This is a genomic window from Rhodanobacter sp. FW101-FHT13A11, assembly GCF_058790335.1.
Genome location: NZ_JBYTCN010000017.1, coordinates 33639 through 46637, shown reverse-complemented (window position 1 = coordinate 46637; position 12999 = coordinate 33639). Strand labels below are relative to the sequence as shown.

The 12999-nt window shown below is 69.0% G+C and carries 13 protein-coding genes; 4 read left to right on the top strand and 9 right to left on the bottom strand.

What is annotated here, in order from left to right:
- Positions 1-87 precede the first annotated feature (87 nt).
- Complete coding sequence (locus AC3WRN_RS15590) at positions 88-1608, bottom strand: FMN-binding glutamate synthase family protein (protein ID WP_492623653.1); 1521 nt, start codon at positions 1606-1608, stop codon at positions 88-90.
- 108 nt (positions 1609-1716) lie between these two features.
- Complete coding sequence (purT, locus tag AC3WRN_RS15585; protein ID WP_492623652.1) at positions 1717-2898, bottom strand: formate-dependent phosphoribosylglycinamide formyltransferase; 1182 nt, start codon at positions 2896-2898, stop codon at positions 1717-1719.
- A gap of 139 nt (positions 2899-3037) precedes the next feature.
- Between purT and AC3WRN_RS15580 the strand changes: the two genes are divergently transcribed.
- Together AC3WRN_RS15580 and AC3WRN_RS15575 are read left to right on the top strand one after the other, a co-directional pair.
- A complete protein-coding gene (locus AC3WRN_RS15580; RefSeq protein ID WP_068096973.1) occupies positions 3038-3904 on the top strand; it encodes an SPFH domain-containing protein in 867 nt (288 codons plus the stop codon).
- A 276-nt stretch (positions 3905-4180) separates the two neighbouring features.
- Positions 4181-4375: a type II toxin-antitoxin system antitoxin gene (locus AC3WRN_RS15575; RefSeq protein ID WP_068096976.1), complete on the top strand. Its 195-nt coding sequence runs from the start codon at positions 4181-4183 to the stop codon at positions 4373-4375.
- Between the two features lie 105 nt (positions 4376-4480).
- Here the strand turns inward: AC3WRN_RS15575 and AC3WRN_RS15570 are convergent, their stop codons facing one another.
- Together AC3WRN_RS15570 and AC3WRN_RS15565 are read right to left on the bottom strand one after the other, a co-directional pair.
- On the bottom strand, positions 4481-4891 hold the full coding sequence (locus AC3WRN_RS15570; RefSeq protein WP_492623651.1) for a hypothetical protein: 411 nt from the start codon (positions 4889-4891) through the stop codon (positions 4481-4483).
- A 48-nt stretch (positions 4892-4939) separates the two neighbouring features.
- A complete protein-coding gene (locus AC3WRN_RS15565; RefSeq protein WP_492623650.1) occupies positions 4940-5317 on the bottom strand; it encodes a DUF423 domain-containing protein in 378 nt (125 codons plus the stop codon).
- Between the two features lie 81 nt (positions 5318-5398).
- Here AC3WRN_RS15565 and AC3WRN_RS15560 point away from each other — a divergent pair, with 81 nt between their 5' ends.
- Positions 5399-6010 (top strand): SCO family protein, encoded by a 612-nt coding sequence (locus tag AC3WRN_RS15560; protein ID WP_492623649.1) that lies wholly within the window; start codon positions 5399-5401, stop codon positions 6008-6010.
- Complete coding sequence (locus AC3WRN_RS15555; protein ID WP_492623648.1) at positions 6007-6513, top strand: copper chaperone PCu(A)C; 507 nt, start codon at positions 6007-6009, stop codon at positions 6511-6513. Before AC3WRN_RS15560 ends, AC3WRN_RS15555 begins: the two co-directional genes overlap by 4 nt.
- Positions 6514-6526: 13 nt before the next feature.
- On the opposite strand, the gene AC3WRN_RS15550 is transcribed toward AC3WRN_RS15555, so the two are convergent.
- From AC3WRN_RS15550 to AC3WRN_RS15530, 5 genes are all read right to left on the bottom strand, one after another.
- Entirely contained in the window at positions 6527-7408 is an 882-nt protein-coding gene (locus AC3WRN_RS15550; RefSeq protein WP_068096988.1) for a cytochrome c oxidase assembly protein, read from the bottom strand.
- A 438-nt stretch (positions 7409-7846) separates the two neighbouring features.
- Entirely contained in the window at positions 7847-9766 is a 1920-nt protein-coding gene (locus AC3WRN_RS15545; RefSeq protein ID WP_492623647.1) for a GldG family protein, read from the bottom strand.
- Positions 9767-9770: 4 nt separating this feature from the next.
- On the bottom strand, positions 9771-10505 hold the full coding sequence (locus AC3WRN_RS15540) for an ABC transporter permease subunit (RefSeq protein ID WP_068096994.1): 735 nt from the start codon (positions 10503-10505) through the stop codon (positions 9771-9773).
- A complete protein-coding gene (locus AC3WRN_RS15535) occupies positions 10502-11443 on the bottom strand; it encodes an ABC transporter ATP-binding protein (RefSeq protein WP_492623646.1) in 942 nt (313 codons plus the stop codon). The genes AC3WRN_RS15540 and AC3WRN_RS15535 overlap by 4 nt, the downstream gene beginning before the upstream one ends.
- Positions 11444-11624: 181 nt before the next feature.
- Entirely contained in the window at positions 11625-12977 is a 1353-nt protein-coding gene (locus AC3WRN_RS15530; RefSeq protein ID WP_492623645.1) for an SRPBCC family protein, read from the bottom strand.
- Positions 12978-12999: the final 22 nt, after the last annotated feature.

Below are 12999 nucleotides of genomic sequence, written 5' to 3'. Positions count from 1 at the left end.
CCAGCCTCGGCTATCAACCACCCATCACTCGCATCCCTGCCGTCGTGAACAACCTACTGGGTTTACACAGCTAGCGGGCTCCTACGGTTATCCGACCAGGGGCCGGGCGCCTGCCTGCGGATACGGAAACAGCCTCTCCAGCGGGATCGACAACCCGTCGTCGCCGACCACGCGGCAGTGGCTGCGGTTGAGCTGGCGCGGTTCGCTGACGCCGCAGCTGTGCGCGATGATGCCGACCTCGTGCATCAGGTTCTTCGCGTAGTGGAATACCCGCTCGCTCTTGTCGCTGACCACCAGGCCGCGCTGCAGCTTCGGGTCCTGCGTGGTGATGCCGGTGGGACAGGTGTTGCGGTTGCACTGCAGCGACTGGATGCAGCCCAGCGCCAGCATGAAGCCGCGCGCGGAGTTGACGAAATCCGCGCCGATCGACAGCGCCCACGCCACGTCGTAGGCGGTGATGCACTTGCCCGAGCAGACCACCTTGATGCGCTGGCGCAGGCCCTTGACGATCAGCATGTCGAGCAGCGCCGGCAAGGCCTCGTGCAGCGGCAGGCCGACGCCCTCCATCAGGGTCTGCGGCGCCGCGCCGGTGCCGCCCTCGGAGCCGTCGACGATGATGAAGTCCGGCGCGCTCTCGATGCCGCGCTTCCACACCTCCTCGCACAGCTCGCCGATCCACTCCACGCCGCCCAGCACCGCCTTGAAACCGACCGGCTTGCCGGTCAGTTCGCGGATGTGCGCGATGCTGTCCATCAGCTGCGAAACGTTGCCGATGTCCAGGTGGCGGTTCGGGCTCTGCGAATCCTCGCCGACCGGGATGCCGCGGATCGCCGCGATCTCGGCGGTGACCTTGGCGCCGGGCAGCAGGCCGCCCATGCCGGGCTTGGCGCCCTGCCCGAGCTTGATGCTGACCATCTTCACCTGCGGGTGCGCGCAGACCGCCAGCAGCTTGCCGTCGTCCAGCCTGCCGTCGGGCGTGCGCACGCCGTACTTGGCGGTGCCGATCTCGAAGATGATGTCGCAGCCGCCTTCGAGGTGGTACGGCGCCAGGCCGCCCTCGCCGGTGTCCATCCAGATGCCGGCCTTGGCCGCGCCGCGCGACAGCGCGCGCACCGCCGGCGCCGACAGCGCGCCGAAGCTCATTGCCGAGATGTTGAAGAACGCCGCATGGCTGTACGGCTCGCGCGCATACGGGCCGATCGTCACCGGCACCGGCTCGACGTGGTCCATGCCCAGGTCGGGGAACGGCGCGTTGACGAAGAACGGCACGCCCTCGGCGCGCAGGTCGCGGCTGGAACCGAACGCGTTGGTGTTGTCGACGTTCTTCGCTGCGCGGTACACCCAGGTGCGTTGCGCGCGATTGAACGGCATCTCCTCGCGGTCGCTGGAATACAGGTACTGGCGGAAGAATTCGCCCAGGTGCAGGAACCAGTAGCGGAAGTGGCCGACCACCGGGAAGTTGCGCAGCACCGCGTTGCCGGTCTGGTTGCGGTCGACCACCCAGGTCACCGCCAGCACCACCGCCGCCAATGCCAGCAGCAGCAGGGCGAAAGCCGTGACCAGTTCGACCAGCACGACCAGCCAGTGCGCAAACCCGGTTGACTCCATCCCGCCTCTCCTCTGTCGATCGGTTGCCGTTGCCGACGGCTGATCCGCGCAGGCGGCAACGGCCATCTCCGCCAAGCCTAGCGCATCAGGTTAGCGCCGGTGCCGGACTCACAATTCGATGCGCAGGTGCCCCGCCGCGCGCACCGCCTTGCCCACCGCCGCCTCCAGCGTGCCGGCGCGCGCCAGCGTCACCGCCATGCGCCGGCGCCCCTTCACCTCGGGCTTGCCGAAGATGCGCAGCTGCGTATCCGGCTCGGCCAGCGCCGCGGCCACGCCGTGGTAACGCGGCCCTGTGCCTTCGCCCTCGACCAGCACCGCGCACGAGGCCGACGGCCCGTACTGGTGGATCACCGGGATCGGCAGGCCGAGGATCGCCCGCGCGTGCAGCGCGAACTCGGAGAATTCCTGCGAGATCAGGGTGACCAGGCCGGTATCGTGCGGCCGCGGGCTGACCTCGGAGAAGATCACCCGGTCGCCCTTGACGAAAAACTCCACGCCGAACACGCCCCAGCCGCCCAGCGCCCCGGTGACCGCGGCGGCCTGCCGCTGCGCCTCGGCCAGCGCGGCATCGCTCATCGGCTGCGGCTGCCACGATTCGCGGTAGTCGCCCTCTTCCTGGCGGTGGCCGATCGGCGCGCAAAAGCTCACGCCGTCGACGTGCCGCACGGTGAGCATGGTGATCTCGTAGTCGAAGTCGACGAAGCCCTCGACGATCACCCGGCCCCTACCCGCGCGCCCGCCGGACTGCGCGTAATCCCACGCGCGCTGCAGCGCGTCGGCGCCGCGCACCACGCTCTGGCCCTTGCCGGACGAACTCATCACCGGCTTGATCACGAACGGATAGCCGATCGCGGCCACCGCTTCGCGGTACTGCGCCTCGTCGTCGCAGAAACGGTAGGGCGAGGTCGGCAGCCGCAGTTCCTCGGCAGCCAGCCGGCGGATGCCCTCGCGGTCCATGGTCAGCCACGCCGCGCGCGCAGTGGGAATCACCCGCTGCCCTTCCTTCTCCAGTTCGACCAGGGTCGGCGTGTGGATCGCCTCGATCTCCGGCACCACCAGGTCGGGCTTTTCCTGCTCGATCACCGCGCGCAGCGCCTTGCCGTCCAGCATGTCGACCACGTGGCTGCGGTGGGCGACCTGCATGGCCGGCGCGTTCGCGTAGCGGTCCACCGCGATCACCTCCACCGCATAGCGCTGCAGCTCGATCGCCACCTCCTTGCCCAGTTCGCCGGCGCCGAGCAGCAGGACGCGCATGGCGCGGTCGGAATGGGGGGTGCCGAACGGCTTCATCGGGTTCTCCGGTGGACTCGAGACGGCATTGTATGCGGCCGGACGCAGCGCCATCCGCCGGCCCCGCAGAAGTCGTCGCCACCGGCTTGCATTAGATATCATTTTGATATCTAATTACCTCACCTCAGGGAGATGACACATGAACGAACGCAATGGCTTTTCCGTCGCCGGCATTCCTTTCGTCGGGCTGTGCATCGTGCTGGCCGCGATCGGCATCGCACTGGTCCTGCCCGCCGCGCAGGGGCAGCCGGCGGCCTCGGCGATCGCCGGCGTGATCCTGCTGGCCATCGACGGCTTCATGCTGAAGGGCTTTTTCCAGGTCGCGCCGAACGAAGGCCAGGTGCTGCAGCTGTTCGGCAAGTACGCCGGCACGGTGCGCCACGAGGGCCTGCGCTGGACCAACCCGTTCTGCAGCCGCCGGCGCATCTCGCTGCGCGTGCGCAACTTCGAGAGCGGCAAGCTGAAGGTCAACGACAACGACGGCAACCCGATCGAGATCGGCGCGGTGGTGGTGTGGCAGGTGCTGGACACCGCCGAGGCGGTGTTCTGCGTCGACGACTACGAGAACTTCGTGCACATCCAGAGCGAATCGGCGCTGCGGCAGATGGCGCAAAGCTATCCGTACGACGCCCACGACGACGGCAAGCCGTCGCTGCGCAGCCACGGCGACGTGATCAACTCGCACCTGCGCGACGAGATCCAGACCCGCCTCGGCAAGGCCGGCGTGCAGGTGGTCGAGGCACGCATCAGCCACCTCGCCTACGCCCAGGAGATCGCCCAGGCGATGCTGCAGCGGCAGCAGGCCGGCGCGATCATCGCCGCCCGCACGAAGATCGTCGAGGGCGCGGTGAGCATGGTCGAGATGGCGCTGGACCAGCTCAGCCAGCGCGGCGTGGTGAACCTGGACGAGGAGCGCAAGGCGGCAATGGTCAGCAACCTGCTGGTGGTGCTGTGCGGCGAGCGCGGCAGCCAGCCGGTGCTGAATACCGGCACGCTGTACAACTGACGCTGAGAGCCTGGTCATGGTCTTCAAGCACCCCGCGTTGCCATCGAGTGGTCGTCAGGTGGTAGTGCGCGGCGCTGGCCTGCCTGGCCGGCAGGCCAAGCCACGCGCTGCCGCATGGCGGCCACTCGATGGCAACCCGAAGGGCCGGGTCTGTTTGCCCGCATCCCGGCGTCATCACTCGGTCTTGGACGGACGTCCACTCCTTCGTTCTTCCTTGGCCTGCGCGCAAACAGCTCCCGGCGCGGGGTACTTGAAGACCATGACCAGGCTCTAATCATGGCGGTCGAGAAGAAAGCCTACCCGCTGCGCATCAGCGCCGTCGTGCTGGAGGCGATGCAGCGCTGGTCGGACGACGAGCTGCGCAGTCTCAACGCGCAGATCGAGTACGTGCTGCGCGAGGCGCTGCGCAAGGCCGGCCGCCTGAAGGCCGGCCCGGCCACGCCAGCAGCCGGCGACGACAACGCGGATTGAACCGCCCACGAGGAAGTACGGCCTGGAGCACGCGATGCTGGCGCACTTCGGCGCCGATCCGGTGCTGCACGTGGCGCTGCCGCTGGCCGGCGGCCACTGACCCGCTCAGCGGCCGTCGACGGCGACCGCCCGCAATTCCGGCAACTCGAGCCGACGCACCGCCCGGGGTTGCTCGCCCGTCACGAGCAGCCAGTGCCCTTGCTGCGCGATCGACTGCACGTCCGGCAGGCCGTCGTCCGCACCGAGCCGGTCCAGCGGACGACCGTCGCCGGCATCGTAGACGACCAGCTCGCGGGTCGCCGGATCGACCACCAGCAGCCAGTCATGCCCGGCATCCTGCCAGTGCACCAACTGGTTGGCTGATGCCCCGCCCGCCTCGCTCCGGGCGACTGGCCGCCACGACCACAGCAGGCACGATGCCGACACCGCGAGCAGCGCGATGCCGGAAAGACTCAGGCCACGACCGGACAGTCCCGTTGCATGGCGCCGCTCACGGCGGGCGATCTGCGCGTTCATGGCGGCAGGATCGCCAGCGGGCATGACCACAAGATGACACCGGGAAAATCATCCCCGGCGCGTGCACAGCGTCCAGCCGAGCGCCAGCCAGCCGGCGACGAAGGCCAGGCCGCCGAACGGCGTGACGATCCCGACCCAGCGCGGAGCCCCCAGCGCCAGCGCATACAGGCTGCCGCTGAACAGCACGATGCCCATGACGAGCGCCGCCATCGCCACCCGCCCGCTGCGGCCACGCCCGAGCCCGGCCGCCACGGCCAGCGCCAGCGCATGCCACACCTGGTAGTTCACCGCCGTGTGCCACAGCTCGATGCCACGGGCGTCGAGCACGCCGCGCAGCGCGTGCGCACCGAACGCGCCCAGCAGCACCGCGCTGGCGCCGGCGATGCCGACGAGCAGGCCGATACGTGGGCTGACGGATGGCCGCATGGTGACCGAATTCCCGGCTGGCGAACCCGGCCAGGCGGCCGGTGTCGTATGCTTGAACGAATGAAGACCCCGGATTCTCGCATGAAGCACCGCCGCGCGCGGTACCTCCCCCTGTTGCTGCTGCTCGCCGCCGGCCTGCTGCTCGGCGGTTGCGGCGGCGCGCCGCTGCCGTTCCGGCTGACCAACATCAGCGGGCACATGCCCGACCTCGACTTCAAGCTCACCGACGACAACGGCAAGCCGGTGACCGGCGCCGACTACCGCGGCAAGGTGGTGCTGCTGTACTTCGGCTACACCCACTGCCCCGACGTCTGCCCGCTGACCCTGGCGCAGCTGCACGTGGTGATGCAGCGGTTGGGGCCGCTGGCCGACGGTGCGCGGATCCTGTTCGTCAGCGTCGACCCGGCGCGCGACACGCCGGCGATCATGCATGCCTACGTCAACGCGTTCGACAAGCGGGCCGTGGGCCTGGTCGGCGATGCGCGCAGCGTCGAGGCGCTGAGCAAGCGCTATCGCTCCGCCTTCACCCGCGAGCCCAGTTCGGCCGACGGCGCCTACGAAGTCAGCCACAGCTCGGCGATCTACGTCTTTGACAAGCATGGCCGCGCCCGCGTACTGGCCACCCCCTCCGCCTCGCAGGACGATCTCGTGCACGACCTGCACCTGCTGCTCGACCCCGGAATCAACCCATGAAGCCATCCCGTCTTTCGCTGCTGCTCGCCGGCCTGCTGCTGGCCGGCGGCGCGCATGCCGCAGCCGCCGACCACGTCCGCGCCAGCCATGCCTGGATCCGCGTGCTGCCCGGCGCCCTGCCCGCCGGCGCCTATGTCACGCTGGAGAACGACGGCGACCAGCCGGTCGCGCTCAACGGCGCCGACAGCACCGTGTACGCCGACGTGATGCTGCACCGGAGTTCGACCGCGGGCGGCATGAGCCGCATGAGCATGGTCGACTCGCTGGACGTGCCGGCACACGGCAAGGCGGTGCTGGCGCCGGCCGGCTACCACCTGATGCTGATGCAGCCGAAGGCGCCGGTGAAGGCCGGCGACACGGTCAGGTTGACGCTGAAGTTCACCGACGGCAGCACGCTGGCCACCGATTTCGTCGCGCGGCCGGCGAATGCGATGGACGCGGGCGACGGGCACGCGATGCCGGCGATGGATCACGGCACCATGCCGCACGCCGCCGGCCACTGAGCCGCGGCGAAGTTCAGTCCGGCACGGTCGCGTCGATCGCCGCCGCACGCCGCGGCGAAGGCCGGCGCGGCGGCTTGCGCGGCAGCCGGCCGTTGCGCGACAGCCGCAGCCACAGGCGCAGCGCCATCAGGCCGCCGATCGACTCCACCAGCGCCGACGGCACCCAGATGATCACGCCGCCGATCAGCTGGCCGGTCAGCACGTTGAAGGTGAACGCGCGGCCGCAGATCTCGAAGATCGGATACAGGTCGGACTTGGAGAACGTGACGATCGCCCCGGCGATGATCTGCGGCGTCATGGTGACCGCCGGCGACAGCACGCGCAGCCCCGCGGTCATCCGCCCCGGCGGGTGCGGCCGGTGGTCGAGCACCAGCGACCAGTAGGCGAAGCCGCTGACCAGCATGCTCCAGTTCATGAAACGGTAGATGCGCCAGTCCAGCATCGCCAGCGTCTGCATGGACGGAATCAGCCAGACCAGGATGAAGGCGACGAACAGCAGCGTCGCCACCGTGGGGTTGAGCAGCACGCCGCCGACCGCCCGCCACGGCCACGAACGCTGCAGCGGCAGCAACAGCCGCACCCGCCACGCCAGCGGCAGGCCGGCGCGCAGCACCGTGGCCGGATACGCGGTGACGATCAGCAGCGGCGCGATGTGGTGCAGCAGCAGCTGCTGGATGCGGTGCATGAAGAACTCATGCTCGGCGTAGTAGTCCAGGTAGGTGTGCAGCGACAGGTAGATGATCGCCATGCCGGCCCAGAACGCCAGCTTGCGGCCGAAGGCGACCGGCAACCGGCGGCTGCCGCGCAGGTACAGCACGCAGGTCGTCACGAAGCACGCGAGCAGGACCCACGAGAACTCCCACGGCACGATCCATTTCAGCAAGCTAGCGGTCACTGCAGCGGCACTTCAGTCCGCGCCGGCGACGGCCGGCGACCGCCCAGCATAATGCCGCGCGCCGGCAGAGTCAGCCGCGGGCTTGCGGCAGATTGCCGCCTCAGAGCCTGTCCAAAGCCCCCGGATGCCCCGCGCCGGGAGCTGTTTGCGCGCAGGCCAAGGAAGAACGAGGGCACGCGGGGAGGCGCCATGGATGGCGCCGGCTTTGAGGAGCGAGGAGTGGACGTCCGTCCACGACCGAGTGATGACGCCGGCATGCGGGCAAACAGACCCGGCCCTTCGGGTTGCCATCGAGTGGCCGCCATGCGGCAGCGCGCGGCTTTGACCCCTGCTTTCGCAGGGGCAGGCTCTGACGGCCAGTCAGGCGCTGCGCCACGCACTACCACCTGACGGCCACTCGATGGCAACGCGGGGCATCCGGGGGCTTTGAACAGGCTCTCAACGACGCCGGCGGCTGTAGCGGGTGCGCCGCCAGCCGTACAGCAGGCCGACCAGCACCACCAGCGCCGGCACCAGCACGATATTGATGAACTTGACGCGCAGGCCCAGCGCGTCGATCTCGGCGTTGAGCTGGTGCTGCACGTCGCGCAATTCCTTGTTGATCGCCAGCTGGCGCTGGCGGAACTGCTCGATCTCGCGCCGTTGCTCGGCGGTGGCGGCGCTGCCGTGGCTGCCCTTGGCCGGCTGCAGTTCGTCCAGCCGGCGCCGGGTGTCGGCCAGCTCCTGCTCCAGCTCATGTTCCTTCTGCAGGAATTTCTGGTCGGCCACGTTGCGCAGCGCCTGCACCCGGGTGAACGGCCGCTGCGAGGTGGAACGGCCGCGGATCGACAGCAGCGCCGAGGAGCCGCTGAGGTTGTCCACCAGGTTGGTGGCGAAATCCCCGTTGTTGGCGAAGATCCGCATCATCGTCTGGCCGAGGATGGTCTGCGGCTCCACCCACAGCCGGTCGCTGAGCAGGTCGGTGTCGGCGACCAGGATCACCTCGGCGTCCGGCGCCGACCTGGCCCGATGGCCGGGCGTGGCGGCGCGCTCGGGGAACGCGCTCTCGAACGTGCCGCGCAGGCGCGCCGCCAGCACGTAGTGGGCGTTGTCCGGCTTGTAGCCCTGCAGCAGCGAGCTGGGATCGCTGCTCGCGTCCAGCACCCGCTGGGTCGGCACCACCTCGGCCTCGGCGCTGCTCTGCAGCAGCGGGATCAGCCGCGCGTGCGCATCCGCGACCAGGTCGAAGTAGCCCGCGGTGGACACGTTGATCCGCTGCAGGCTGGCGGTGACCGCGTCGTTGCGATTGAGCTCCTGCGTACCGAGGTCGAGCATGGCCGGGTGGTTGAGGCTGTTGCCGGCCAGTTCGATCTGCAGCGCGCGGGCTCGGTCCAGCACGATCTTGTGCGGGTCGTATGCCACGCCCCATGCCTTGAACAGCCGCGGCAGGTCGGAGGCGTGGTCCGGGAACGTGATGCTGTCGGGCGCGTAGGGCGAGGCGTCGAGTTCCGCGTCGGGATCGACGAACACCGCCAGGTGGCCGCCACGCAGCACGTACTGGTCGATCGCGTACTGCGCATCGGGCGGCAGCCGCTTGGGGTGGATCAGCAGCAGTACCCTGACATTGTCGTCGACGGTGCGCAGTTTCGCCGGGTCCAGCATCTTCACGTCGAACAGCTGGCCCAGTTGCTGCAGCACCGCCCACGGCTGCTCGCCGAGCACCGGGTTGCCGTCGACCGGCAGCGAGCTGATCACGCCGACCACCGGCTTGCTGGCCTGGTTCAGCTCGTACAGCAGCCGGGCGATGTCGTATTCGAGGAAGGCCTCGCGCGCCGGGTCGAAGAACGCGATCGCCAGCGTCTTGTCCGACACGCGCTCGTCGCCGCCTTCGCTGCTGTCGGCGCTGCCCGACATCGCGCTGCCGGCCAGCCCGAAGAACACCCGTTCGCCGTTGCTGCCGCCGTTGGCCGCGGTCAGGCCGCTGCCTTCGGCGCTGGCCTCGTCGTCGGAATACGGCACCGGGTCGATGATCTGCAGGCGGATGCGGCCGTGCGAGCGCGCCACCATCTCCTGCAGCATCTCGCGCACGCGCTGCTCGTAGCTGCGCAGTTGCGGCAGGTCGCGGGTGGCGTGCTCAGAAAAATACAGGGTCAACCGCAGCGGCCGCTGCAGCGTGTCGACGATGTGCAGCGTGCCCGGCGTCAGCGTGTACAGCTTGTCGGTGGTGAGGTCGATCCGCGACCCGTGCAGCCAGCGGCTGCTGGCCAGGACCAGCGGCACGAACACCAGCACCAGCAGCGCCAGCGCGACGTACAGCCGGCCGCGCCGGGTCAGGTGCAGCGGGGTGGCGAACAGCTGGCGCATGCGCGAACGGGGCATCGGGTCAGCGCGCCCGTTTCAGGTCGAGCAGCAGCACGCCGGCAGCCAGCCAGCCGAGCGTGCTGAGCAGGAAGTACAGCAGGTCGCGGATGTCCAGCACGCCGCGCGCGATCGCCTCGAAGTGCCGCAGCATGGACAGGTGCGCCACCGCGTTGATCAGCTTGCGCGGCAAGGTGCCCGAGAAGAAATCCTGCACCTGCGGCTGGCCGACCAGGATCAGCAGCACGCACACCAGCGCGGTAAGGATGAACGCCACCACCTGGCTGCGGGTCAGCGCGGACAGGCAGGCGCCGATCGCGATGAAGCTGCCGGCCATCAGCCAGCTGCCGAGGTAGCCGGCCAGGATCACGCCGTTGTCAGGCGAACCCAGGTAGTTGACCGTGATCCAGATCGGGAACGTCAGCACCAGCGCCAGCCCGATGAACAGCCACGCGGCGAGGAACTTGCCGAGCATCGCCTGCCACAACGCCAGCGGCAGGGTCAGCAGCAGCTCCAGCGTGCCGCCCTTGGCCTCCTCCGCCCACATGCGCATGGTGATCGCCGGCACCAGGATCAGGTACAGCCACGGATGCATCGTGAAGAACGGCTGCAGGTCGGCCTGGCCGCGCTCGTAGAAGTCGCCCGCGTAGAACGTGAGGATGCCGGCCAGCACCAGGAAGATCACCAGGAACACGTACGCCACCGGCGTCACGAAATAGCTGCGCAGCTCGCGCCGCAACACCGCGTTGAGCGGACTCATGCGTGCCCTCCCGCGGCATCGCCGCCGGTGGTGATCTGGCGGAACACCTCGTCAAGCCGGCCGCGCTCGAGCTGGATCTCCGACACCTCCAGGCCCTGCTCGCGCAGCAGCTTCTCGACCGGCTCCAGGATCCGCGCGCCCGGTTTCGGAAACACCGTGATGCGGCCGTCCAGCGGGTCGACCTCGATCGCCGCCACCTGCGGCAGGCGGCCCAGCATCTCCTGCGACATGCCGCTGCCCGGTGCACTGAACGACACCGCGCCGTGATAGCGCGAGCGCGCCTCCAGCTCGGCCGGAGTGGCATCCGCCAGCAGCCTGCCGCGGGCGATGATCACCACCCGGTTGCACAGCGCATGCACCTCCTCCAGCAGGTGCGTGGAGATCAGGATGGTGCGGTCGCGCGCCATCACGTCGATCAGCTGGCGCACCGCGTGCTTCTGGTTCGGGTCGAGGCCGTCGGTGGGCTCGTCCAGCATCAGCACCGGCGGATCGTGCAGGATCGCCTGGGCCAGCCCGACCCGCCGGCGCAGGCCCTTCGACAGCGTGTCGATGCACAGCCCCAGCACTTCCTCCAGCTGCAGCTGCTGCACCACCGCGTCGTAGCGCCGGTAACCGGCCTCGGCCTTGAGCCCGCGCATGCGCACGATGAACTGCAGGAACTCGCGCACCGTCATCTCGCCGTAGCTGGGGGCGCCTTCGGGCAGGTAGCCCAGCGCACGCTTCGCCTGCAGCGGCTCGCGGCTGACATCGTGCCCGCATACCCGCGCGGTGCCCGAGGTGGGCACCAGGAACCCGGCGATCATACGCATCGCGGTGGACTTGCCGGCGCCGTTGGGACCGAGCAGCCCCAGCACCTGGCCCGGCTCGACGCGGATGCTCAGCGCGTCCACCGCGGTCAGGTTGCCATAGCGTCGGGTGAGCTGGTCGGTTTCGATCATGTCCGCTGGTGGGCTGTGACGGGGCGTCGCGTCGAACGCACGGGTCCGGCGGGTGGCGGCGCGGATCGCCCTGCAATGTACCGCAAGACACCGGCAAAGTTCGGTGCCGGGCGCCTCGCCCGAAAAGAAAAGGCCCTTCCTGGACGGAAGGGCCTTTCGTCGTGCGACCGCCGCGCCCGGCTTACTTGCCGGCGCTGGCCGCCTTGGCCGGCGCCGCGGCGCTGCCGGCCGGAGCCGGTGCCGCAGCTGCCGGCGCACCCTCGAGGCTCGGCGGCTGCAGGCCGGCTTCCTGCTCGGGGGTCTTTTCCGGCGCATTGCTGATCGGCAGGTACACCGCGTACTTCGCATAGGTGGTGATGTTGCCGCCGGCGTCCTTCACTTCCGGCGTCAGGACGACGTCGTACGGGCGGTTGACCACGTCGTCGAACTTGTAGCCATGGGTCTGCGCATAGGCCTTGAGCATGTCGCGGGTCTGCGGCACGCCGGCGAAGGTGCCGTTCCAGATGCCCTTCAGCGCAGCGCCGCCGAAGGCCAGCGTGGCGCGCACGTTGCCGTCCACCACCAGGCGACCATAGCGGTCACGGCTGCCGACGGCGACGTTGCTGTCCGCGGCAGCCGTGCTGCCGGCGGTGGCCGGTGCGGCGGCGTCGAGCGACGGCGGAGCGGCCGCGGTCAGCTGCACAGCCTGGCCGTTGACGGTCAGCGTGCTGGAGTCGATCGGATACGCCACGTCGAAACTGAAGGTCTGGTCGCCGTAGTTGGTGGTGATCAGGATCCGCGAGCCGGTGACGTGCACGCCCAGCTTCTTGGCGGCGGCCTGAACCTCGGTGTTCGCCTTGGCGACGGCGTCGTCGACCGCCTCGATGCCGTTCTTGCGCTCGATCGAGGTGGACACCATCAGCACCGGCGTCGGCTGGGTCTGCTCGATGTACGGGACCAGCTGGCTGTAGTCGATGTTCGGCACGCCGGCCAGCACGTTCTGCAGGTTGTTCAGGCTGAACTGGATGAACGCGTCGGGATCGCCGTGGATGTACAGGTTGGCGAAGCGGTTGATCAGGTTCCAGCCGTACGAGACGTCATACGACCAGGTCACCTGGGTCAGCTGTCCACGGCTGCCCTGGCGATCCAGGTCCAGCGTGAAATGCTTGTCCAGGCCGCGCCAGTTGTTGTCCAGGTTCCAGACGATGCTGGCGCTCTTGGTGTTGCCGTCGATCTTGTCGAACTCCGGCGTGGCGCTGGCGATGGTCAGGCCGCCGTTGCCGAGCTTGGCGTCGGAGCTGGTCCAGCTGACCTCGGCGCCGGGGCCGTAGGACTTGCCGGAGAAGCTGAACTGGACGTTCGGGTCGAGCGAGCGCAGCACCGCGTAATCCGGCAGCCGGCGGTAGTTGTCGAGCACGTCATAGACCTGGCGCATGTCCTTGCCGATGACCAACTGGCGCTCCACATGACCGCTGCCGGGCATGACCACAGCTGCCAGGACACCGATCAACGCAACGATGACCAGGGCAACAAGAAATTCAAAGACACGCATCATTCCAGAGTTCTCCGAAGCGTCT

Coding starts and splice junctions, on each gene's coding strand:
- AC3WRN_RS15590 (WP_492623653.1), bottom strand. CDS start 1,608: ATGGAGTCAACCGGGTTTGCGCACTGGCTGGTCGTGCTGGTCGAACTG.
- AC3WRN_RS15565 (WP_492623650.1), bottom strand. CDS start 5,317: ATGCGGCCATCCGTCAGCCCACGTATCGGCCTGCTCGTCGGCATCGCC.
- AC3WRN_RS15570 (WP_492623651.1), bottom strand. CDS start 4,891: ATGAACGCGCAGATCGCCCGCCGTGAGCGGCGCCATGCAACGGGACTG.
- AC3WRN_RS15560 (WP_492623649.1), top strand. CDS start 5,399: ATGAAGCACCGCCGCGCGCGGTACCTCCCCCTGTTGCTGCTGCTCGCC.
- purT (WP_492623652.1), bottom strand. CDS start 2,898: ATGAAGCCGTTCGGCACCCCCCATTCCGACCGCGCCATGCGCGTCCTG.
- AC3WRN_RS15555 (WP_492623648.1), top strand. CDS start 6,007: ATGAAGCCATCCCGTCTTTCGCTGCTGCTCGCCGGCCTGCTGCTGGCC.
- AC3WRN_RS15575 (WP_068096976.1), top strand. CDS start 4,181: ATGGCGGTCGAGAAGAAAGCCTACCCGCTGCGCATCAGCGCCGTCGTG.
- AC3WRN_RS15545 (WP_492623647.1), bottom strand. CDS start 9,766: ATGCCCCGTTCGCGCATGCGCCAGCTGTTCGCCACCCCGCTGCACCTG.
- AC3WRN_RS15580 (WP_068096973.1), top strand. CDS start 3,038: ATGAACGAACGCAATGGCTTTTCCGTCGCCGGCATTCCTTTCGTCGGG.
- AC3WRN_RS15535 (WP_492623646.1), bottom strand. CDS start 11,443: ATGATCGAAACCGACCAGCTCACCCGACGCTATGGCAACCTGACCGCG.
- AC3WRN_RS15530 (WP_492623645.1), bottom strand. CDS start 12,977: ATGATGCGTGTCTTTGAATTTCTTGTTGCCCTGGTCATCGTTGCGTTG.
- AC3WRN_RS15540 (WP_068096994.1), bottom strand. CDS start 10,505: ATGAGTCCGCTCAACGCGGTGTTGCGGCGCGAGCTGCGCAGCTATTTC.